Source organism: Rhodococcus indonesiensis, assembly GCF_047782815.1.
Taxonomy (GTDB): Bacteria; Actinomycetota; Actinomycetes; order Mycobacteriales; family Mycobacteriaceae; genus Rhodococcus; species Rhodococcus indonesiensis.
Genome location: NZ_CP180630.1, coordinates 5,118,915 through 5,140,031, shown reverse-complemented (window position 1 = coordinate 5,140,031; position 21,117 = coordinate 5,118,915). Strand labels below are relative to the sequence as shown.

19 protein-coding genes are annotated in these 21,117 nt (G+C 69.1%); 16 read left to right on the top strand and 3 right to left on the bottom strand.

All coding sequences use genetic code 11. The annotated features are described in order from the left end of the window. Positions 1-11 precede the first annotated feature (11 nt). From ACM26Y_RS23610 to ACM26Y_RS23535, 16 genes are all read left to right on the top strand, one after another. Positions 12-1,178 (top strand): acyl-CoA dehydrogenase family protein, encoded by a 1,167-nt coding sequence (locus ACM26Y_RS23610; RefSeq protein ID WP_165035805.1) that lies wholly within the window; start codon positions 12-14, stop codon positions 1,176-1,178. A 9-nt stretch (positions 1,179-1,187) separates the two neighbouring features. Further along, the gene (locus ACM26Y_RS23605) at positions 1,188-2,078 is read left to right on the top strand and encodes a CoA ester lyase (RefSeq protein ID WP_308072083.1); all 891 of its coding nucleotides are present in this window, start codon (positions 1,188-1,190) and stop codon (positions 2,076-2,078) included. Continuing rightward, complete coding sequence (locus ACM26Y_RS23600) at positions 2,078-2,545, top strand: MaoC family dehydratase (RefSeq protein ID WP_003938466.1); 468 nt, start codon at positions 2,078-2,080, stop codon at positions 2,543-2,545. The genes ACM26Y_RS23605 and ACM26Y_RS23600 overlap by 1 nt, the downstream gene beginning before the upstream one ends. Before the next feature lies 1 nt (position 2,546). Continuing rightward, entirely contained in the window at positions 2,547-4,028 is a 1,482-nt protein-coding gene (locus ACM26Y_RS23595) for an aldehyde dehydrogenase family protein (protein ID WP_054374249.1), read from the top strand. Between the two features lie 73 nt (positions 4,029-4,101). After that, positions 4,102-5,313 (top strand): CaiB/BaiF CoA transferase family protein, encoded by a 1,212-nt coding sequence (locus ACM26Y_RS23590; protein WP_054374250.1) that lies wholly within the window; start codon positions 4,102-4,104, stop codon positions 5,311-5,313. A gap of 123 nt (positions 5,314-5,436) precedes the next feature. Then, the gene (locus tag ACM26Y_RS23585; RefSeq protein ID WP_040271084.1) at positions 5,437-6,759 is read left to right on the top strand and encodes an acyclic terpene utilization AtuA family protein; all 1,323 of its coding nucleotides are present in this window, start codon (positions 5,437-5,439) and stop codon (positions 6,757-6,759) included. Continuing rightward, entirely contained in the window at positions 6,756-7,076 is a 321-nt protein-coding gene (locus tag ACM26Y_RS23580) for a hypothetical protein (protein WP_054374251.1), read from the top strand. The genes ACM26Y_RS23585 and ACM26Y_RS23580 overlap by 4 nt, the downstream gene beginning before the upstream one ends. Further along, complete coding sequence (locus ACM26Y_RS23575) at positions 7,073-8,554, top strand: aldehyde dehydrogenase family protein (RefSeq protein WP_416062112.1); 1,482 nt, start codon at positions 7,073-7,075, stop codon at positions 8,552-8,554. The genes ACM26Y_RS23580 and ACM26Y_RS23575 overlap by 4 nt, the downstream gene beginning before the upstream one ends. Next, the gene (locus tag ACM26Y_RS23570) at positions 8,551-10,221 is read left to right on the top strand and encodes an AMP-binding protein (protein WP_416062111.1); all 1,671 of its coding nucleotides are present in this window, start codon (positions 8,551-8,553) and stop codon (positions 10,219-10,221) included. The genes ACM26Y_RS23575 and ACM26Y_RS23570 overlap by 4 nt, the downstream gene beginning before the upstream one ends. Further along, positions 10,206-11,282 (top strand): LLM class flavin-dependent oxidoreductase, encoded by a 1,077-nt coding sequence (locus tag ACM26Y_RS23565; RefSeq protein WP_416062110.1) that lies wholly within the window; start codon positions 10,206-10,208, stop codon positions 11,280-11,282. The genes ACM26Y_RS23570 and ACM26Y_RS23565 overlap by 16 nt, the downstream gene beginning before the upstream one ends. Then, entirely contained in the window at positions 11,279-12,553 is a 1,275-nt protein-coding gene (locus tag ACM26Y_RS23560) for a cytochrome P450 (protein ID WP_416062109.1), read from the top strand. Before ACM26Y_RS23565 ends, ACM26Y_RS23560 begins: the two co-directional genes overlap by 4 nt. 227 nt (positions 12,554-12,780) lie before the next feature. Continuing rightward, a complete protein-coding gene (locus ACM26Y_RS23555; protein WP_416062108.1) occupies positions 12,781-13,608 on the top strand; it encodes a mycofactocin-coupled SDR family oxidoreductase in 828 nt (275 codons plus the stop codon). 41 nt (positions 13,609-13,649) lie between these two features. Next, positions 13,650-14,177: a nuclear transport factor 2 family protein gene (locus tag ACM26Y_RS23550; RefSeq protein WP_054374260.1), complete on the top strand. Its 528-nt coding sequence runs from the start codon at positions 13,650-13,652 to the stop codon at positions 14,175-14,177. 22 nt (positions 14,178-14,199) lie between these two features. Then, positions 14,200-15,876 carry an FAD-dependent oxidoreductase gene (locus tag ACM26Y_RS23545; RefSeq protein WP_301914141.1) on the top strand — a complete coding sequence of 559 codons (1,677 nt, stop codon included), beginning with the start codon at positions 14,200-14,202 and terminating at the stop codon, positions 15,874-15,876. Between the two features lie 226 nt (positions 15,877-16,102). Then, positions 16,103-16,936 (top strand): mycofactocin-coupled SDR family oxidoreductase, encoded by an 834-nt coding sequence (locus ACM26Y_RS23540; protein ID WP_416062107.1) that lies wholly within the window; start codon positions 16,103-16,105, stop codon positions 16,934-16,936. Between the two features lie 43 nt (positions 16,937-16,979). Continuing rightward, positions 16,980-18,224: a cytochrome P450 gene (locus ACM26Y_RS23535; RefSeq protein ID WP_003938446.1), complete on the top strand. Its 1,245-nt coding sequence runs from the start codon at positions 16,980-16,982 to the stop codon at positions 18,222-18,224. A 108-nt stretch (positions 18,225-18,332) separates the two neighbouring features. Here the strand turns inward: ACM26Y_RS23535 and ACM26Y_RS23530 are convergent, their stop codons facing one another. From ACM26Y_RS23530 to ACM26Y_RS23520, 3 genes are all read right to left on the bottom strand, one after another. Beyond that, on the bottom strand, positions 18,333-19,601 hold the full coding sequence (locus ACM26Y_RS23530) for a cytochrome P450 (RefSeq protein WP_003938445.1): 1,269 nt from the start codon (positions 19,599-19,601) through the stop codon (positions 18,333-18,335). Between the two features lie 241 nt (positions 19,602-19,842). Then, complete coding sequence (locus ACM26Y_RS23525; RefSeq protein ID WP_248957373.1) at positions 19,843-20,274, bottom strand: acyl-CoA thioesterase; 432 nt, start codon at positions 20,272-20,274, stop codon at positions 19,843-19,845. 20 nt (positions 20,275-20,294) lie between these two features. Beyond that, positions 20,295-21,089 (bottom strand): SDR family NAD(P)-dependent oxidoreductase, encoded by a 795-nt coding sequence (locus ACM26Y_RS23520; protein ID WP_003938443.1) that lies wholly within the window; start codon positions 21,087-21,089, stop codon positions 20,295-20,297. Between the last annotated feature and the right edge of the window lie 28 nt (positions 21,090-21,117).

Sequence of the window (21,117 nt, the reverse complement as noted above, 5' to 3'; positions counted from 1 at the left end):
AGGCAACCGAGATGGACTACAGCAAGAACGAGACGCACGAGGAGATCCGGCGGGGGATCCACGATCTGTGCAAGCGGTTCCCCGACGAGTACTGGGCCGAGCACGACGAGTCCCACGAGTTCCCGTGGGAGTTCTACAACGCCATGGCCGAGGGCGGCTGGATGGGCCTGACCGTCCCCGAGGAGTACGGCGGCGGCGGCCTCGGCGTCACCGAGGCCGCGATCGTCGAGCGGGAGATCGCCGCGTCCGGTGCCGGCATGGGCGGGTGCAGCGCGGTGCACATCGGCATCTTCGGGTTCGAGCCGATCATCCACCACGGTTCCGAGGAGATGAAGCGCAAGTACCTGCCGCGCGTCGTCACCGGTGAGCTGCACACCTCGTTCGCCGTCACCGAACCGGACGCCGGCACGGACACCACCAACATCCGCACCTTCGCCAAGAAGGTCGACGGCGGGTGGCTGGTGTCCGGCAAGAAGGTGTGGATCACCAAGGCGCAGGAGGCCGAGCGCATGCTCCTGCTGTGCCGCACCAGCCCCCGCGACGAGAACGCCAAGCGCACCGCCGGCATGACGCTGATGTTCGCGGAGATGGATCGCAGCAAGGTGCAGATCCGGCCGATCCCCAAGATGGGCCGCAACGCCGTCGACACCAACGAACTGTTCATCGACGAGCTGTTCGTCGCCGACGAGGACGTCGTCGGCGAGGTCGGGCACGGCTTCCGCACGATCCTCGGCGGCCTCAACGCCGAACGGGTCATCTCCGCGAACGCCGCGCTCGGTATCGGTGAGGCGGCGCTGCGCCGCGGCGTCGACTACGCCAAGCAGCGCGAGGTCTTCGGCCGGCCCATCGGGCAGAACCAGGGCATCGCGTTCCAGCTCGCCGAGGCGCGCATCCGGCTCGACGCCGCCGAGGCGGTCCTGGACAAGGCGACGTGGATGGTCGACCAGGGACTGCCGTGCGGCCGCGAGGCGAACGCGGCGAAGTTCCTGTGCGCCGAGGCCGGCTTCTACGCCGCGGACGTGGCCCTGCAGACCCACGGTGGCTTCGGGTACGGCAAGGAGTTCCACGTCGAGCGGTACTTCCGGGAGGCCCGCCTCATGCGGATCGCGCCGATCAGCCAGGAGATGGTCCTCAACTACACGGCCGAGCACGTGCTGGGCCTGCCGCGAAGCTACTAGGAGGGCGACGTGCAGCCGTATCGTTCGATCCTGTTCGTCCCGGGGCACCGCCCGAAGTGGGTGGACAAGGCGATCGCCGCCGGCGCCGACTGCGTGGTGCTCGACCTCGAGGACTCGGTGCCCGCCGCGGAGAAGGCGGCGGCCCGCGCGACCGTCGCCGAATCCATCGCCCGCGTGCGTGAAACGAACCGGGAAGTCGGGTTGTTCGTGCGGGTCAACCCGCTCGCCACCCGGCTGACCGGCGCCGATCTCGAGGCGGTCGTGGTGCCCGGACTGACCGGAATCTTCGCCCCCAAGATCGAGCAGGCCACCGACGTCCTGCGCTACGACGCCCTGCTCGACCACTTCGAGCTGCGAAACGGCGTCGACGGGCTCGAGTACATCGTCCCGGTCGAGACGGTGCGCGCCATCCACAACTGCCTCGAGGTGGCCACCGCGTCGCCGCGCGTCGGGGCGATGATCGGTCCGTCCGCCGAGCACGCCGACATCGCCCGCGAGGTCGGCTACGAGTGGACCCCGGAGGGGCACGAGACGCTCTACCTGCGCAGCCGGGTGCTGCTGGCCTGCCGGGAGGCCGGCATCCACGCCCTGACCGGCCTGTGGGAGGATCTCGAGAACCTGGACGGGCTGCGCGAGTTCGCGGTGCGCGGCCGCCAGCTCGGGTTCCGCGGGATGATCGCCATCCACCCCTCCCACGTGGCCACCGTCAACGACGTGTTCAGCCCGTCGGAGCAGGATCTGGAGTTCTACCGCGGACTCGCCGAGGCCTACGAGAAGGCGGAGGCGGAGGGCGTCGGCGCGCTGCGGTACCGCGGCCTGCACATCGACAAGGCCCACTACGACAAGGCAATTCAATGGCTCGACCGAGCCGAGGCGATCCTACGGAGAGGTGAACGGTGATGCGCGGTCTGTACTTCGAGGAGTTCGAGGTCGGGAAGCACTACAAGCACTCGATGACCCGCACCGTCACCGAGATGGACAACGTGATGTTCACCTCGCTGACGATGAACATCCAGCCGCTGCACCTCGACGAGGAGTTCTGCAAGACGACGATCCACAAGCAGCGGGTGGTGAACAGCCTGTTCACCGTCGCGCTCATCGGCGCGTTCCACGTTCCCGAGCTGACCATGGGGACCACCCTCGGGAACCTCGGCTACGACAAGGTCAAGTTCCCGAATCCGGTCTTCCACGGCGACACCCTGCGCGCCGAGACCACCATCCTGAAGAAGCGTGAATCCGAGAGCCGCACCGACAGCGGCATCGTGTGGTTCGAACACCGCGGCTTCAACCAGCGCGACGAACTCGTCTGCCTGCTCGAGCGCGTCGGCCTGATGGCCAAGCGCCCCACCACCGAGGAAGGTGCCTGAGATGACTGCAGCGCCCGAAACCGAATTCCCCTTGAAGGACTGGGTTCCCGAGACCCGGACCCTGCTGATCGGCGACCGGGAGGTCGAGCCCGCCGGTGAGACGTGGGACGTCTACAACCCGGCCACCGAGGAGGTCATCGCCACCGTCGGCGGCGCCTCCACCGACCAGGTCGACGACGCCGTCGCCGCCGCCCGCGCCGCCTTCCCGGCGTGGTCGGCCCTGAGCGGCGAGGAGCGCTCCCGCCACATCCACCGCTTCGCCGACGTGCTCGAGAAGGCCGCCGACCGGCTGCTGCCCTCGATCGTCAACGAGGTCGGCACGCCGGTCTCGCTCGCCGAGTACCTGCAGGTCAAGATGGCCGTCGACGAGCACCTGCGGTGGGCGGCCGAGGCGGCGAAGACCGACCGCACCGTCCATCTCGGCGAGTACGACAAGCCGGTGCCGACGATGAGCGACGTCGTGTACGAGCCGGTGGGTGTCGTCGCCGCGATCACCGGCTACAACTACCCGCTGAACCTGGCCATCTTCAAGTTCGGCGCAGCGCTCGCCGCCGGCTGCACCGTGGTGCTGCTGCCGTCCCCGCGTACCCCGCTGACCACCCTGTTCCTGGGCGATCTCATCCGCGAGGCCGGCCTGCCGCCGGGCGTGATGAACGTCGTCATCGGCGGCGCGGACGTCGGACAGCGGCTGTCCTCGCATCCCGGCGTGGACCGGGTGTCCTTCACCGGTTCCGACGGGGTGGGCGCCAAGATCATGGAGCAGGCCGCGGCGAACCTGGCCGGGGTGACCCTCGAGCTCGGCGGCAAGTCGCCGAACATCGTGCTGCCCGGTGTCGACGTGCAGAAGATCGCCGTCGAGATGCACCTGCGCTGGTCCCGCAACGGCGGGCAGGGCTGCGCGGCCCTCGCCCGGCTGCTGGTGCACGACTCGGTCTACGACGAGTTCCTCGAGGCCGGTGCGTCGGCTTTCGACCAGATGGTCGTCGGCGACCCCTGGGACCGTGCGACGAACATCGGCCCGATGATCCGGCCCGACCACCAGAACCGCGTGCAGGGCTTCATCGACGGCGCGGCGGCCGAGGGCGGCAAGAAGCTGCTCGAGGTGACCAAGCCGCTGCCGGAGAAGGGCTGGTTCGTCAATCCGGTTCTGCTCGGCAACCTTCCGCACAACGCGCGTGCGGTGCAGGAGGAGATCTTCGGCCCCGTCGCGGTGATCCTGCCGTTCAAGGACACCGAGGAGGCCATCCGCCTCGCCAACGACACCCCCTTCGGTCTCGCCGCGAACGTCTGGTGCGACGACCCGGTCGAGGCGCGCCGCGTGGCCGAGAAGATCCGGGCCGGAACGGTGTGGATCAACGGCGGTGGCGCCATGCGCCCGGACGCCCCGTTCGGCGGCTACGGACGCTCGGGCGTCGGCCGTGAACTCGGCGAGTGGGGGATGCGCGAGTACCTCGAGGTCAAGCACATCCAGTGGCGGATCTGATTCGCCGGCAGGGCATTCGGCAGTATCGCATTCGGCCGGGCCGAATCGGACGACAAGGCTAGGAGAGACGACGATGAACGCATCCGCTGCGGGCCCGCTCGCGGGCGTCAAGGTGCTCGAACTCGGCACCATGTATGCCGCCCCCACCGCGGGGCGCATGCTCCGCGACTTCGGTGCCGAGGTGGTCAAGGTCGAGGATCCGACGACCGGCGACTTCGCACGCCAGTGGGTTCCGCAGAAGGAGGGGCTGTCGCTGGGCTTCTCCCGGCTCAACGCCGGCAAGAAGTCCCTCGGCATCGACCTGCGTTCGCCGGAAGGCCGCGACCTGGTGCGCCGGCTCGCGGCCGAGGTCGACGTCGTCGTCGAGTCGTTCCGTCCCGGCCGGCTCGAGGAGTGGGGCCTGGGCTACGACGTGCTGAGCGCGGACAATCCGGGGTTGGTGCTGGCCCGGGTGTCCGGGTTCGGGCAGACCGGGCCCAACCGGAGCCTGCCGGGCTTCGGCACCGTCGCCGAGACGGCCAGCGGGTTCGCCCACGTCAACGGCTGGCCGGACTCTCCGCCGACCTCCCCGCCGTTCGGGTTCGCCGATTCCATCGCCGGGCTGTCCGCCGCGATGGGCGTGGCAATGTCGCTGTACAAGCGGGAACGCACCGGGCAGGGCGACGTCGTGGACGTCGCGCTGTACGAGCCGCTGATGTTCATCATCGGCGACATGTTCCTGCGCTACACCGCGCTCGGGGAGATCCAGCAGCGCATCGGCAACGCGACCGGTGCGGCGTCGCCACGCGGCATCTACGAGGCCCAGGACGGGCGCTTCCTGTCCATCGCGGCGTCCAACCAGGGCATCGCCAAGCGGCTGTTCGCCGCGATGGGACGGCCCGAGATCATCGAGGATCCCCGCTACGCCACCAACGCCGCGCGTCTCGAGCACAACGACGAGGTGCAGGCGATGGTGAAGGAATGGGTCGGCTCGATGCCGCGGGCGAGCGTGCTCGAGACCCTGGAGAAGTTCGAGGTCGTCAGCGCGCCGGTGAACGATGCCGCGGACGTCGTCGCCGACCCGCACTTCCAGGAACGCACCCTCGTCGAGATCACGGGCAACGAGATCATGAAGGGCGTGCTGATGCCGGGACCGGTGCTGCACCTCGGCAGCTACGACGGCCCCGACTACGACGGGGTGCCCACCATCGGTGAGCACACCGCCGAGGTGCTCTCGGACCGGCTCGGGCTCACCGGGGACCAGCTCGCGGCGCTCGCCGAGGCGGGGGTGATCGGCCGGCCCTGAGAGCCGCCGTCCCGGTTCGACATCGATGCGGTGAACCGGAATCCGCTCACGACACAGCGTGCGCGGATTCCGGTCACACGCGCGCTCCGGATTCGCCGACGCACGCAACGAGACGAGGTAGCAATGCATCTGAGTATCGGTTCGGGGTCGGCCTACGCCAACGACCGCCTCGAGACGGCGGCTGCCATGGCCGACAGCGGCCGGGTGCAGTACATGGGTTTCGACTGCCTGGCCGAACGCACGATGGCCCTGGCCCAGATCCGCCGCCTGCGCGATCCGTCGACCGGGCAGGACGAGCGCATCTCCGCCCTGGTGCCGATCCTGCGCCGCTTCCTCGAATCGGGAGGCCGCGTCGTCGGCAACTTCGGTGCCGCCAATCCCGACGCCGCCGCAGCCGAATTCGCCGCGAACCTCCGCGCCCTGGGGCTCGGAGGGACCCGGATCGGCATCATCCGCGGCGACGACGTGCGGGCGGCCGTCACGGAAGCCGACGTCGCACTCCCCGAACTCGACACCACCACCCGGGCCGTCGCCGACCGGATCGTCTCCGCCAACGCCTACATCGGGGCCGACCCCGTCGTCGACTGCCTGCAGCAGGACGCCCAGATCGTGCTCGGCGGCCGGATTGCCGACCCCTCCCTGTTCGTGGGGCCGATCTGCCACGAGCTCGGATGGGCGCTCGACGACTGGGACCGCGTCGGCACCGCGACCCTCGCCGGGCACCTGCTCGAGTGCGGCGTCCACAGCACCGGCGGCAACTTCGAGGACCCGCCCTACCGGGTCGTCCCCGATCCCCACAACCTGAGTTTCCCCCTCGCCGAGATCGACGACGACGAGCTGATCGTCACCAAGCTCGACGGCACCGGCGGGGCCGTCGACCTGCGCACCACCCGCACCCAGCTCTACTACGAGATCCACGATCCCACGCGCTATCTCACGCCCGACGTGACCGCCGATTTCAGCGACGTCCGGATCGAACAGGCCGGACCCGACCGGGTGCGCCTGTCCGGCGCCCGCGGCTCCGCCCGCCCCGACACCCTCAAGGTGCTCGTCGGCGTCGACCTCGGCTACAAGGCCGTCGCCGAGATCTCCTACGGCGGCCCGGGCTGCGTCGACCGCGCCCGCCGCGCCGAGGAGATCGTGCGCCGGCGCCTCGAACCGATCCGGGCGCAGATCGACGAGCTGCGGATCGAGCTGCACGGCGTGAACACCCTCTTCGGTGATCGCATCGCCGGCGGCGAGCCGGCCGAGGTCCGGCTGCGGCTCGCGGCACGTGCGCTCGATCCCGACGTCGCCAAGGCCGCCGCGTACGAGGTCGAATACCTGTACTTCGGTCCCGCGGGCGGAGGCGGGGTGGTGACCTCGGTCGTCCCGGCCATCGTCGTGACCCCCGCGCTGCTGCCCCGCAGCGATGTCCCCCTGTCCGTGGAGGTGACCACCGCATGAAACTTCGTGACGTCGCGTACAGCCGCTCCGGCGACAAGGGCGACACCAGCAACATCTGTGTGTTCCCGCACGACGACGCCGACTACGAGTGGCTCCGGTCGGTGCTCACCGAGGACGTCGTCGCGAAAGCCTTCGGTGATCTCGTCCAGGGTGAGGTGATCCGCTACGAGATTCCGGTGAACTGCTGCCTGAACTTCGTCCTCACCCGCGCGCTCGCGGGTGGTGTCTCCAAGTCCCTTCGGGTGGATCCGCACGGAAAGTCCTACCAGTCCCTGATTCTCGACATCGATGTAGCCGGACGCGAGGAGAAGCGATGATCGACGATCTGTTCGCCCGGGCGTCCCAGGGTCCGTCCGTGCACGTCGGGGGCGGATGGGAGAGCGGGCGGGGTGCGACGTTCGAATCGGTCGATCCCGCCACCGAGGAGGCGCTGGCCCGGTGGACGGGCGCCGACCGGGCACAGGCCGACAGCGCGATCACGGCCGCCCGGCGCAGCTTCGATGCCGGGGAATGGCGGGCCGCCTCCCCCGAGCAGCGCGCCGGTGTCCTGCGGCGGCTGGCGGATCTGATCGACGAGCACGCCGATCAGCTCACCGAGCTGGTCGTGCGGGAGGTCGGATCGCCCGTCGGTCTGGCTCGCACCCTGCAGGTGGCGCAGCCGGCGATCAACTTCCGGTGGTTCGCCGACGCGGCGCTGCGCGGTCCCCGCGGCGGTTACCAGGAGCGGCTGCCCGGCATCCGCGGTGCCGTCTCGTCCGAGAGCCTGCTGCTGCGCGAACCGATCGGGGTGGTGTCGGCGATCGTCCCGTACAACTACCCGCTGAACATGATCTCGTGGAAGGTGGCACCCGCGCTCGCCGCCGGCTGCAGCGTCGTGCTGCTGCCCTCGCCGCGGGGCACACTGTCCGCGCTGGCCTTCGTGCATCTCGCCGCCGAGGCCGGTCTGCCGCCGGGTGTGCTGAACCTGGTGCCGGGCGGAGCGGACGTGGGTGAAGTGCTCACCACGCACCCCGGCGTCGACATGGTGAGCTTCACCGGATCCTCCGCCGTCGGCGCGACCGTGATGGCGCAGGCCGCGGCCACCCACAAGAAGGTCGTCCTCGAGCTCGGTGGCAAGTCCCCCAACATCCTGCTCCCGTCGGCGGACCTGGCCACCGCCGTGGGGCCGTCGATCCTGCGGTTCTGCCGCAACGCGGGCCAGGGCTGCGGTGCCACCACGCGCATCCTCGTGCCACACGATCGGATCGACGAATTCCTGGATCTGGCCGCCGGATTCATCGAGGAACGGGTGCCGACCGGCGACCCGTCCGACGAGCGCACCGAGGTGGGTCCGCTGATCTCCGCCGAGCACCTCGCCCGCGTGCTGGGCTGCCTCGACCGCACCGTCGCCGCCGGGGGCCGCATCGCGGTCAGTGGCGAGCGGCCGGTGGGCAAGGGCTGGTTCCTGCCACCCACCCTGGTGACGGGCGTGGACAATTCGGCCGAGATCTCCCGGGAGGAACTGTTCGCCCCCGTCGCGGTGGTCCTGCCGTACCGGGATGTCGACGAGGCCGTGGCCATCGCCAACGACTCGCCGTACGGGCTCAACGCGAGCGTCTTCGGTGACCACGCGGAGGCGGTGGCCGTGGCTCGACGCCTCGACACCGGCACCGTCGCGATCAACGGCGGCGGCCCGATGCGGGCCGACGTGCCGTGGGGCGGATCGAAACGCAGTGGCACCGGCGTCGAGATGGGCGAGGACGGATTCCTCGAGTTCTTCCGCGTCAAGCACCTGAACTGGCAGGTGCCGGCATGACGCCCGAATCGCCGACGACCCCGCGGGCGCCCGCATACCCGATCCTCGACGGCCTGCCGACCGGCAGCGCAACGGGCGCGTACACCGGCGACCGCACGGTGCCGTGGTTGCTCGACCGGTGGCGCACCGACCGGCGGGACAAGACCTTCCTCGTCTGGGAGCCGCATACCGGCGCCGGGGCGCAGCGCTGGACCTACGCGGAATTCGGCGCCGCGGTCGATCGGCTCGCGGCCGGACTGCAGGCACGCGGCATCGCACCCGGCGACCGGGTGGTGCTGCTGATGGACAACTGCCCCGACTTCCTCGTCGGATGGGCAGCGATCGTGTCGGCCGGAGCGGTGGCGGTGTGCCTCAACACCCGCAGCAGCGTCGACGAACTCGCCTACTACGACCGGCACTGTGCCCCCCGCGCCGCGCTGGCCGGAACCGGTCTGGCGGAGACCGCTCGGGACGCCATGCCCGGGCTCGAGTGGATCGCCGCGTCCGGCGGCACCGACAGTCTCGCCGTCCCGTCCGCGGTGTGCCCGGCGCCGACCGGGACGACCTGTGCTCTGGGCCAGCTCTGCGGAGCCGGGGCGGCGCCGGCACCGGTGTCCATCGATCCGCTCGCACCCGCGAGCATCCAGTACACCTCCGGGACGACGGCGCGACCGAAGGCCGTGGTCTGGACACACGCCAACTGCCTGTGGGCCGCACAGGTCAATTCCGCCCACGCCGGTCTGCGCGGGACCGACGTCGGGCTGATCACCCTGCCGCTGTTCCACACCAATGCCCTGGGGTACTCCTTCCTGGGACTGCTGTGGGCCGGCGCCACCGCGGTGCTGACGCCGAAGTTCTCCGCGTCGCGTTTCTGGGACGTCTCCCTCCGGCACCGGTGCACGTGGGCGTCGGTGGTGTCGTTCATGCTCCGCGCCCTGGCCGGCACACCGGTCCCGCCCGACCACACCTACCGGCACTGGTCGGGCAGCGCGGCCAAGCGGTCGGTGGCCGGCGGAATCCGCACGACGGGCTGGTTCGGCATGACGGAAACCGTCTCGCACCCCGTCGTCAGCGAACTGGCGCATCCCGACTCCGACGGGACGATGGGACGTGCGGCGCCCGAATACGCCGTCGCCGTCGTCGGTGCCGACGGTCGTCCCGTGGAACCGGGCACGGTGGGGGAGCTGTGGGTGCGGGGTACACCGGGGGTGTCCCTGTTCGCGGGCTATCTCCACGACGACGACGCCACCCGCGCGGCCTTCACCACCGACGGGTGGTTCCGCACCGGCGACCGGGTGCGCCAGGACCGGTCCGGACAGTACTGGTTCGTCGAGCGGTCCAAGGACATGCTCAAGGTCGGTGGGGAGAACGTCGCCGCCGCCGAGGTCGAACGCGTGGTCGCCACCGTGCCGGGGGTCCGGGAGGTCGCCGTCGTGGCGAAACCGGACCGCATGCTCGGCGACGTCCCGGTCGCGTTCGTGATCGCGGACGGTGCCGCGCCCGGCGACCTGCCCGCCGAGATCGACCGGGTGTGTGCCGAACTGCTGTCCGACTTCAAACGGCCCCGTCAGATCCATCTGGTGCCGGAGTTCCCGCGCGCCACCTTGAACAAGGTCGCCAAGGCGAAGCTGCGGAACTGGCTTCTCGAGCCGCCTGCGGAAGCGAGGAAGACATGGACCTGGGTGTGATCCTCGGCGACGTGCACACCACGCTGTCGCCGCGCGAACATCTCGACGGACTCCTGCGACAGGTCGAGGCGGCGCAACGCAACGGTGTGCGCTACATCGTGATGGGCCACCATTACATCTACGGCAACCTGCGCTGGCTGCAGCCGATCCCCACGCTCGCCCGGATCGCGGCCGAACTGGATCCGGGCGTGAAGATCGGCACGATGGTGGTGCAGGTACCGCTGTTCCATCCGGTCGCACTCGCCGAGGAACTCGCCACCCTCGACATCCTCACCCGCGGCAATCTCATCGTCGGCGCCGGCGCGGGGTACCGGCGTGAGGAGTTCACCGCCTTCGGTGTCGACTTCGATCAGCGGTTCGCCATGATGGACGAGGCGCTGCAGATCGTGCGGATGATGTGGACGCAGGACGAGGTCGATTTCGACGGCAAGTTCTGGCGGCTCGACGGCGTGAAGACCCACATCCGCCCCTGGCAGGACCCGCATCCGCCGATCTGGATCGGCGCGCTGAGGGATTCGGGTGTCCGACGGTCCGCACGGCTCGGGGACGCGTGGCCGGTGACACCGGAGACGCAGACCGAGGACATGCATCGCATGTTCGGCGTGTACGCGGCGGCCCGGCGCAGGCACGGACGGCCCCCGGTCGCGCGGCATCCGCTGCGCCGCGAGATCGTTCCCGGCGCCACCACCGAAGAAGCGTTCCGGCGCTTCGAATTCATGGCACGGGACCGTCTCCTGGCCTACGCCCAGCGAGAACTGGCCACACGCGATGCCGGCGCTCTCACCGACAGGTTCCGGCAGGTTGCCGCGAAGGAGGCGATCATCGGCACCGCCGACGACTGTCTCAACCAGTTGCGCACGCTCGCGGCGCAGGTGCCCGTCGATCCGGTGATCGTCCGGGCCCAGTGGCCGGACATGACGGCCGACGACGTCGTCGCGTACCTCGACGATCTCGGCCGGGACATCGTTCCGGGTATGCGCGAGATCGTGCCGGTCGATGCCCGTGCCGTGATGGAACACTCGGCGGTCCCGCACCCCGGCCCGACAGGAGAAGCACGATGACGGACGACGATCGCGGCCTCGAACCACGTTGTCCGGTACTCGACTTCGACCACAACTCGGCGTCGCACGCCGAGGACACGGTCGCCTCCTACCGGCGGTTGCGGGAAGCGGGACCGGTGATCCGGTCCGCCGGGCACGGGGGCTTCTGGGTACTCACCGACTACGAGGGCGTCTTCGAGGCCGCCCGCGAGGATCAGGTCTTCTCGTCCGCGCGGTGCCCCTACGGGGGCGAGGGCCTGGCCACCGTCATCCCCAAGACGCCGGTGAACCACCACATCCCAGTCGAACTCGACCCTCCGGAACATCGGAAGTACCGCAAGCTGATCAACCCTCTCACCGCTCCGGCGGCGGTCGAGCACCTGCGGCCGGTGATCGAGAAGTACACGACGCGGTTCCTCGACGAGGTGATCGAGGACGGCGAGTGCGACTTCGCAACCGTCATCGGTGTTCCCGCGGTGGTGACGATCGACTGGCTCGGTCTGCCTCCCGAGGACTGGGAACGGTACGCGCACGCGCATCACGCCGCGCTGTCGGACCGACCGGGAACACCGGAGTTCGAGCACGCGATCGCCGTCGAGTTTCCTTGGATGGAAGCACAATTGCGTGCCGCGATCGCCGAGCGGCGCACCTCTCCGCGGGAGGACGTGCTCAGTCGTCTCGTGGGCTCGGAGGTGGACGGCCGGCCGGTCACGGACGACGAGGTGTTCGCCATCGCCGAGCTGCTCGTCTCCGGCGGCGTGGGCACCACCGCTTCCCTCGTCAGCCAGACGCTCATGTACCTCGACCGCCACCACGACCTGCGCCGCACCCTGGCCGCGCATCCGGAGAAGCTGCCGCGCGCGATCGAGGAATTCCTTCGGGTCTTCTCACCCACGCAGGCGCTGGCCCGCACCGTCACCCGGGACGTGGAGTTCCGCGGGCACGACTTCCGCACGGGCGACCGCGTGCTCCTCGGCTGGGCGTCGGCGAACCGCGACCCGAAGGCGTTCGAGGACCCGGACACCGTGGACATCGAGCGGTGGCCGAACCGGCACACGGCGTTCGGGATGGGTGTGCACCGGTGCGCGGGGGCGCACATCGCCCGCGCCCTGTCGCTCGAGCTGCTCGGCCAGATCCTGGTCCGCATGCCGGATTACGAGATCCTGCACGACGAGGTGGTGCCGTTCCCGCATCAGGCGGTCAATCCGGGGTGGAAGCGCATCCCCGCGCGTTTCACCCCGGGCCGGCGCCGCGAGGCCCGCGCTGCGGACGATCTGCGAAATCGCAACTGAGGGAACGGTGCTCGACTGTCGGCCGGAGTGGTCGCTCCGGCCGGCAAACTTTCCGGGCTCTGCCGTTGACGCCCCGGGGTGTGGTGTGAGCATAATCATATGCACAGATTTCTTCCGCTGCTGTCTTCGCGCAGTCCCGGCGCAGTGCGCCACCGGTGATCGCCGCCGGTAGGTCACGACCAGGCCGTCCGGGATGCGAACCAAACACCGAGGGAAAGGCTTACACCGTGGGATTCGACGGCATGGTTGCATTCATTACCGGTGCGGCGAGGGGGCAGGGACGCAACCACGCGGTGCGCCTCGCCCGGGAAGGCGCCGACATCATCGCCCTCGACCTGTGCGCGCCGGTGCAAGGTGCCCCGTACGACATGGCCACCCGGGCGGACCTCGACGAGACGGTCCGACTGGTGCAGGCCGAGGGGAGGCAGATCGTCGCCTCCGAAGCGGACGTGCGGGATTCGGCAGCGGTCGCAAAGGCCGTGGCGGCGGGCGTCGAGCGGTTCGGGCGCCTCGACGTCGTCGTCGCCAACGCGGGGATCGCCGGTAGCTATCCGGTCGAGGATCTCACCGACGAGATCTGGCGCGACATGATCGACATCAACCTCACCGGCGTGTGGAACACGGTGAAGGTCTCCGTCCCGCACCTGCGAGCGGGCGGCCGTGGCGGCAGCATCGTGCTGATCAGTTCCATCGCGGGACTCAAGGGGCTGCCGAACAACGTCCACTATGCGGCTGCCAAGCACGGCGTGCTGGGCGTGATGCGCAGCCTCGCCAACGAACTCGGCCCCGAGGGCATCCGCGTCAACGCGGTCCTGCCGACCAACGTCGAAACCCGGATGCTGCTCAACGATGCGATCTACAAGCTGTTCCTGCCGGACGAGGCGCAGCCCACCCGTGAACAGGTCGAACCCCTGCTGCACGGCATGCACGCCCTCGACGTCCCGTTCGTGCAGCCCGACGACGTCAGCAACGCCGTCCTGTTCCTCGCCGGAACCCAGTCCCGCTACGTCACCGGCATCACGATGCCGATCGACGCCGGCGCACTGGTGAAGTAGGGGCAGGACCCGACATGCACTCCGCGACGGAAGGATCCGGCATGCACGACCCCCGGGACCGCCACCCGCGACGGACGGCGGACGTCCTCGAGATCCGGGAGCTGGCGGCGCGGTACGCGCTGGCAGTCGACGACCACGACATGGCGACGCTGGCCGCCCTGTACGCGCCCGACGCCGCATTCTGCGGTCTCACCGAGACGCTGCGCGGCCGGGACGCGATCGTCGCCTACGTGCAGTCCGCGCTCGACGGCTACGACGGCCTCAGCGTGCACACCCCGCACCCCGGCACGGTGGACTTCACCGGCGAGGACACAGCACGCGGCGTCGTGCCCTGCCACGTCGAGTTCGCCCAGGCGGGCGTGCAAAGCATCCTCGCCCTCCGGTACCACGATCGCTACGTCCGACGGGACGACCGCTGGTACTTCGGTGAACGCCGGCTCGAGGTCCGGTACGCGACACCCACCACCGCCTACGGGACGGTTCTCACAGCTGCGACAGCACCCGAGGCCCCGCGTCCCGCCGAGCAGGACGGACGGCGCCGGCCGAGTCCGTCCGCCGTCGTCGACTGAACCACCCGAGAGAGGGATTGCGATGCAACACAACGAAGAAACAGACGGGTACGACGTCGTCGTGCTCGGCAGCGGCGCCGCCGGACTGTGCGCCGCGTTGTCGGCTGCCCGGAGCGGAGCCCGGGTGGGTGTGTTCGAGAAGGGCGAGCTGCTCGGCGGCACCACGTGCTTGTCGAGCGCCGTGGCGTGGTTGCCGAACAATCGGTACGCGCGGGAGGCGGGGATCGCCGACTCGCGCGAGGGGGCCCTCGCCTATCTCGAGTCGTTGTCGCACGGGATGATCCTGCCCGAACTCGCCGAGGCCTTCGTCGACACGGTTCCCGAACTGCTGGACTGGCTCGACACCACACCGCTGAAGATGCGCCTCGTCGCCGGGTATCCCGACTACCACCCCGAGCGGCCGGGCGGCATGCCGGAGGGCGGACGCTCGCTGGAGCCCGAATTGTTCAGCTTCATCGACCTCGGTCGATGGGAGGACAAGCTCGTCGGGGTCCCGCGCCGGATGACGGTTGCGGAGACCCCCATCGGCGGCGGCACCGGGCACCTTCCGTCCGACGTACGGGAGCAGCGTGAGCACGACCGTGTCGAGGGTCTGGGGCGTGGCATGGTCGCGGCCCTGCTCCAGGGCTGTCTCGACGAGGGCGTCGCGGTGCACACCGGCGAGCGCGGCGTGCGGCTGATCCAGGACGAGTCCGGCCGCGTCACGGGTGTGCGGTTCGAGGGGCGGGGCGGTCTGCACGACGTGCGCGCCGAGCACGGCGTCGTCCTCGCCACCGGTGGCTTCGAATGGGACGAGCGTCTGCGGCGCGACTTCCTGCGTGGGCCGCTGGCGCACCCGGCCACGGTCCCCACGTGCACCGGGGACGGTCTGCGCATGGCGATGCGTGTCGGCGCGCAGCTCGGCAACATGCGCGAGGCCTGGTGGGCTCCGGTCGCGGTACTGCCCGGGCAACGGGCGAACGGTGCGCAGGCGGTTCAGCTCGTGCACCGGGAGCGGACGGCGCCGCATTCGATCATGGTGAACCGGCACGGACGCCGGTTCACCAACGAGGCGACCAACTACAACGCCCTCGGCGGCGCGTTCCATCATCTCGACGCCCACGACTTCGACTATCCGAACCAGCCCTGCTGGCTGATCTTCGACGCCGACCATGTCGAGAAGTACGGGGCGTTCGGGGCCGCGCCGGGTACGGAAGTGCCCGAGTGGGTGGTGCGTGCCGACACCCTCGCCGATCTCGCGCGGCGGATCGAGGTCCCCGCGGACGCGCTCGAGTCGACGGTGGCCCACTGGAACGAGGACGTGCGCCGGGGCCACGACAGCGAGTACCACCGCGGGGAGAGCGTGTACGACGGGTTCGTCGGTGACAAGGACAAGTACCCGGGCGTGGAATCCACCCTGGGGCCGGTCGCGCGGGGGCCCTTCCACGCGGTGCAGATCCACAGCAGCACGCTCGGCACGAAGGGCGGCCCGCGCACCGACGCCGACGGCGCGGTCCTCGACGTCGACGATCGCGTCATCCCCGGACTGTTCGCCGCGGGCAACGTCATGGCGGCCCCCACCGGGATGGTGTACGGCGGAGCCGGCGGAACGCTCGGTCCGGCACTGGTGTTCGGCTACCGGGCGGGCCGGGCCGCGGCGCGGGCGGCCGGATCCCCGCCCGAACCCGACGGCATCCTGATGGAGCCGACGACGGTGTGACATTCGGCGGGCGGACCCGCCGAACACCCGCGCACTTTCCGGTCAGACGCGACAGCAGTTGCTGTTGCGTCTGACTGTTGTGCGCGCGGGTCCGGAACCTGTTCCGGCGCGGGACGTAGGTGTCCGACGATCGGGGACCTTCGGACCTAGTGGGTGCGCTAGCTAATAATGATGATAAGCATTAAGGTGCTCTTCGTCACAATCCGAGCAGAAGAGGAGATCGGAAATGGGTCGAGTAATCGGGAAGGTCGCGCTGGTCACGGGCGCCGCACGGGGGCAGGGACGTTCGAATGCCGTCCGCCTTGCGGAGGAAGGCGCCGACGTCGTGATCCTCGACTCCTGCAAGGACATCGACACGGTCGCCTACCCGCTCGCCACCCCCGACGACCTCGCCGAGACCGGACGCCTCGTCGAGGCCGCGGGCCGTCGCTGCCTGTCCCGCGTCGTCGACGTGCGCGACCAGGCGGCCCTCGACCTGCTCGTCTCCGACGCCGTCGACGAGTTCGGGCACATCGACATCGTCAGCGCCAACGCCGGCATCGTGAGCTTCACCCCCACCTGGCACCTCAGCGACGAGGAGTGGCAGAACGTCATCGACGTCAACCTCACCGGGGTCTTCCACACCGTGCGGGCCGTCGTCCCCCGCATGATCGAGCAGGGCACCGGCGGCGCGATCGTGCTCACCAGTTCCGTCGCGGCGATCCGGGCGAGTCGCAATCTGGGGCACTACGCCGCCAGCAAGGGCGGGGTCGTCAGCCTCATGCGCACCCTCTCCAACGAGCTGGGGGAGCACGGAATCCGGGTCAACACCCTCAACCCCGGCACCGTCCGCACGGATATGATCGAGAACGACGCCATGTACCGGATCTACCGCCCCGACCTTGAATCGCCGACGCAGGCGGACATCGTCGACCACTGCCGCCGGCGCAACGAGCTCGACGTCCCCTGGGTCGAGCCCGTCGACATCAGCAACGCCTTGGTCTGGCTGGCCTCGGACGAGGCCCGCTACGTGACCGGCGTGGTGCTGCCCATCGACGCCGGGCTGCTCGCCAAGACCTAGACCTCCGGCTCGCCGCCGAATCCCGACTCGGAAGGAACGCACGATGGAAAGCCCCGCCCGCTGCCCGGTCGTCCACTTCGACCACAACTCCCCCGAGCACTCGGCCGACCCGGCCGAGTCATACCGGAAGATCCGGGAAACCGTCAAGATCGGCTGGACTCCCGCCCACGGCGGCTACTGGGTGCTCTCCGACTACAGCTCGGTCTTCGACGCCGCCCGCGACGACGAGACGTTCTCTTCCGCGCGCAGCGAGTACGGCGGGGAGGGACTGTCCGTGGTGATCCCGAAAACCCCGCACCACGACCACATTCCGATCGAGCTCGATCCGCCGGAGTTCCGCAAGTACCGCAGGATCGTCAACCCGGTCAGTGCGCCGGCCGCCGTCGAGAAGATGAAGCCCACGATCGACCGGCACGTCGCGGGCTTCATCGACAGCGTGATCGAGAGCGGCGAGTGCGACCTGACGTCGGTCATCGGGGTGCCCTCCATCGTCACGGTCGAGTGGCTCGGCCTCGACGTCTCGGAGTGGCGCCGCTATTCCAATGCCCACTTCCAGGTGCTCGCCGGAATCCCCGGTACCCCCGAACACACCCATGCGGTCGAGGTCGACTTCCCGTACCTCGCCGGCCGCATCGAGCAGACCATCGCGGAACGACGCGCGGCCCCGAAGGACGACATCATCAGCTACCTCGTCCAGCAGGAGGTCGACGGCAGCCCGATGAACGATCACGACGTCTTCGCGATCGTCGACCTGCTCATCTCCGGTGGCGTCGGCACCACCGCCTCCCTGGTGAGCAACTCGCTGGTCTGGCTCAGCCGCCACAAGGACGTGCGGCAGCGGCTGGCCGACCATCCCGATCTCCTCGATCACGCCATCGAGGAGTTCCTGCGGTACTTCTCGCCGACCCAGGCGCTCGCCCGCACCGTGACACACGACGTCGAGTTCCACGGCTGCCCCATGCGCAAGGGCGACCGGGTGCTGCTGTCCTGGGCTTCCGCCAATCGGGACACGGAGCTGTTCGACAAGCCCGACGAAATCGACATCGAACGATGGCCCAACCGGCACACCGCCTTCGGTATCGGTGTGCACCGTTGCGCCGGTTCGCATCTCGGCCGCTACATGTCGCACGCGCTGATCAGCCAGGTGCTCGAACGGATGCCGGACTACGAGGTCGACTACGACGCGCTGCAGCCCTACCCGCGACAGGGCGTGAACACCGGCTACCAGCGCATCCCGGCCACCTTCACGCCGGGCCGACGGGTACTGACGGACTACACCCTGCAGTAAGGACTTCCGATCCGCGACGGTCCCGGTCGTCCGCGTAAGTAATTCGCTTATGCGGACGACCGGCCGTTTCGCGGATCTCGCCGAGGGCTGTGCTCGGGGTGGCCGGTCTCAGCCGAGGGCGCCCGTCGGTTCGAACTTCACGCGGAGCTCCGGGATGCTGCGCGTGTACAGGCCTTCCTCGCGCGGGACGAAGCCGTCCTGGTACTCGATCGAGTCCATCGTGTCGAGCACGAGGTTCAGCGCGATGGTCATCTCCGTCTTCGCGAGCATCGAGCCCACGCAGAAGTGCCGGCCGAGGATGAACTGCACGTGGTTGGCCGCACCGCTGAAGGCCCGATCGACGTTGAGATCGGTTCGGAAGATGTCGAACTCGTCCGGGTTCGAGAAGTGCCGCTCGTCGCGGTTGGCGGCCGCGAGCATCATGATGCACGTCGCCCCCGCGGGGATGGTCGAGTCCTCGATCTGCACCTCGTCCTCGGTCTGGCGCATGATCATGTGGACAGGTCCGGAGTAGCGCAGCGTCTCGGCGATGACGCGGTCGGCGAGACTGCGGTCCTCGCGGACGGCCCGCATCTGGTCGGGGTGGTCGATGAGATTGCGGATCATGCTGGCGATGGCCTTGTCCGTCGTCTCACCACCGGCGACGAGGAGCAGGCTGACGAAGGCCTTGATCTCCTCGTCGGACATCTGCTCGCCGTCGACCTCCGCACGGCACAGGCGCGAGAGCAGGTCGTCGCCGTCGCCGGAGCGTCGTTCGCGGATGATCGGCAGCATGTACTCCCGCAGCTCGACGTGGGTACGTTCGGCGGCGGCGTTGATCTCGGGGTCCCCAGCCAGGTTGTTGAGGTAGGCCATGATGGAGAAGTACCAGGTGCGGAACCGCTCGTGGTCGCTCTTGGGCAGTCCCAGCATGTCGACCATGACGTTGATGGGGAATCGGCTGGTGAACTGGGAGACGAGTTCGGCCTCGCCCTGTCCGGCCACCTCGCCGAGCAGCTCGCCGGCGTTGCGGGCGACGATGCCGCCGATCAGGTCGGCCGCGTTGTGCGTGATGGCCGGCATGAACTTCTCGAGTCCGTTGCCGCGGAAGAACGGGTTGAGCAGCGCGCGATGCGTCGAGTGCTCGCGACCTTCCATCTGCAGGATGGTGCGCCCGTGGATGGGCTCGAGCTGCCACTCGTAGTTGCGGCTGGAGAACTTCGGGCTGCGGAAGGCCTCGGCGCAGTCGGCGTACCGGCTGATGAGGTAGCTCTCCGTGGCTTCGTGGCGCAGGGCGGGGTAGTGGTCGCGCAGTACGCGGTGGGACGGGTAGGGGTCGGCGAGGAACTCGGGGGAGAGGATGTCGGGGGCGGTGGGGCGGGGTTCGACTGCGGTCACTCTGGAATCTCCTGATCGTCGAATCGAGGGGTCGAGCAGGATCGGTGCCGGCAGGCACCGGTCGGGGTCGTGCCGCTCCGCCGAGGGTCTGGGGCCGGAGGGGGGAAGTGATCCGGATCACTAAGTGCTGATAACTATAAATACGATCTGAATGATGTCAATGGATTGGTGAAACGGGTTCTCGACGGGAACGGGCGCCCACCCCTGAGGAGTGGACGCCCGTTTCCGGAAGCGACGGTGATCAAGCCGATTTCGGTGGCTCCAGCGTGTGGAGGGCGGCGAGCAGTCGCTCGGGAATCTGCGCCTTCTTCCCGTCCGCGCCTCGCACGGCGAACGTGATCTTGCCGTGCGCGACGAGTTCGTCGCCGCGCTGGAAGTCGAATCCGAGCGCGTACGACGTGGTACCGAGGTGGTCGAGGACGACCGTGCAGGTCAATTCGTCGAACACCTCGCAGCTGGTGAGGTACTGGCACTCCGACTTCAGGCCCACGGTGTAGACGCCGATAGTGTCGAGCATCGTGTGGCTGTCGAGGCCGAACGAGTGCAGCCAGACGCTGTACGTCCGTTCCATCCACGGGTAGTTGATCGCGAAGTACGAGATGCCGACGGCGTCGCAGTCGCCGTAGGCGAGCTGGAAGCGCTGCTGGGTGACGGCGGTGGTGGCGGTGGTCATGTCTTGTCCTTCCGGGCGGATCAGGGGTGGCCGCCGTCGACGGTGACGATGGAACCGGTGGTGAAACTCGAGGCGTCGCTCGCGAGGTACAGGGCCGCGCCCACGATCTCGTCGGGCTGGCCGCCGCGCTTGGCGGCGAAGCTCTGCGCCCGCCGCGAGAATGCCTCCATGTCCCAGGAGTTGCTCACGTCGGTGAGGAAGGTACCGGCCATGATCGCGTTGCTGCGCACCGTGGGACCGAACGCGTGCGCCATGCCGATGGTAACGGCGTTGAGTCCGGCCTTGGCGGCGGCGTAGGGCAGGATATCGGGCCTGGGGTGGACGGACCCGGCACTGGAAATGTTGATAATGGATCCGCCGTCGCCCTGCGCCATGCGGGTTCCCACGAGTGCCGCGAGCCGGAACGGACCCTTGAGGTTCACTCCGACGACCTTGTCGAACAGCGTTTCGCTGACGGTGTCGAGGCTGTCGTACAGCGGGGACATGCCCGCATTGTTGATCAGTACGTCGATCTTCCCGAAGTGGTCGTAGGCCGCGTCCACGAGTTCCTCGATCGACTCCCACCTGCCGACGTGGAACGAGTGCGCGAGCGTCTTGCGGCCGGTCTCCTCGGTGATCTCGTCGGCGGTGGCCTGGCACGAGGCCAGGTCACGGCTGGCGATGACGACGTCGCAGCCGGCCCGGGCCAGCCCGAACGCCATGGCGCGGCCGAGGCCCCGGCTGCCGCCGGTGACGATCGCGGTGCGGTCGGTGAGATCGAACGCGCGCGTGGGGTCGAACCCCGGGCGGGTCCGGCCGGTCGTTGAATCGGTCATCGAATTCCTCCGCTGGTCCTGGTTGACG

What these genes read in the sequence shown, in the direction of transcription:
- ACM26Y_RS23610 (WP_165035805.1), top strand. Translation starts at nt 12, where the DNA reads ATGGACTACAGCAAGAACGAGACGCACGAGGAGATCCGGCGGGGGATC.
- ACM26Y_RS23600 (WP_003938466.1), top strand. Translation starts at nt 2,078, where the DNA reads ATGCGCGGTCTGTACTTCGAGGAGTTCGAGGTCGGGAAGCACTACAAG.
- ACM26Y_RS23595 (WP_054374249.1), top strand. Translation starts at nt 2,547, where the DNA reads ATGACTGCAGCGCCCGAAACCGAATTCCCCTTGAAGGACTGGGTTCCC.
- ACM26Y_RS23590 (WP_054374250.1), top strand. Translation starts at nt 4,102, where the DNA reads ATGAACGCATCCGCTGCGGGCCCGCTCGCGGGCGTCAAGGTGCTCGAA.
- ACM26Y_RS23585 (WP_040271084.1), top strand. Translation starts at nt 5,437, where the DNA reads ATGCATCTGAGTATCGGTTCGGGGTCGGCCTACGCCAACGACCGCCTC.
- ACM26Y_RS23580 (WP_054374251.1), top strand. Translation starts at nt 6,756, where the DNA reads ATGAAACTTCGTGACGTCGCGTACAGCCGCTCCGGCGACAAGGGCGAC.
- ACM26Y_RS23575 (WP_416062112.1), top strand. Translation starts at nt 7,073, where the DNA reads ATGATCGACGATCTGTTCGCCCGGGCGTCCCAGGGTCCGTCCGTGCAC.
- ACM26Y_RS23570 (WP_416062111.1), top strand. Translation starts at nt 8,551, where the DNA reads ATGACGCCCGAATCGCCGACGACCCCGCGGGCGCCCGCATACCCGATC.
- ACM26Y_RS23565 (WP_416062110.1), top strand. Translation starts at nt 10,206, where the DNA reads ATGGACCTGGGTGTGATCCTCGGCGACGTGCACACCACGCTGTCGCCG.
- ACM26Y_RS23560 (WP_416062109.1), top strand. Translation starts at nt 11,279, where the DNA reads ATGACGGACGACGATCGCGGCCTCGAACCACGTTGTCCGGTACTCGAC.
- ACM26Y_RS23550 (WP_054374260.1), top strand. Translation starts at nt 13,650, where the DNA reads ATGCACGACCCCCGGGACCGCCACCCGCGACGGACGGCGGACGTCCTC.
- ACM26Y_RS23545 (WP_301914141.1), top strand. Translation starts at nt 14,200, where the DNA reads ATGCAACACAACGAAGAAACAGACGGGTACGACGTCGTCGTGCTCGGC.
- ACM26Y_RS23540 (WP_416062107.1), top strand. Translation starts at nt 16,103, where the DNA reads ATGGGTCGAGTAATCGGGAAGGTCGCGCTGGTCACGGGCGCCGCACGG.
- ACM26Y_RS23535 (WP_003938446.1), top strand. Translation starts at nt 16,980, where the DNA reads ATGGAAAGCCCCGCCCGCTGCCCGGTCGTCCACTTCGACCACAACTCC.
- ACM26Y_RS23525 (WP_248957373.1), bottom strand. Translation starts at nt 20,274, where the DNA reads ATGACCACCGCCACCACCGCCGTCACCCAGCAGCGCTTCCAGCTCGCC.
- ACM26Y_RS23520 (WP_003938443.1), bottom strand. Translation starts at nt 21,089, where the DNA reads ATGACCGATTCAACGACCGGCCGGACCCGCCCGGGGTTCGACCCCACG.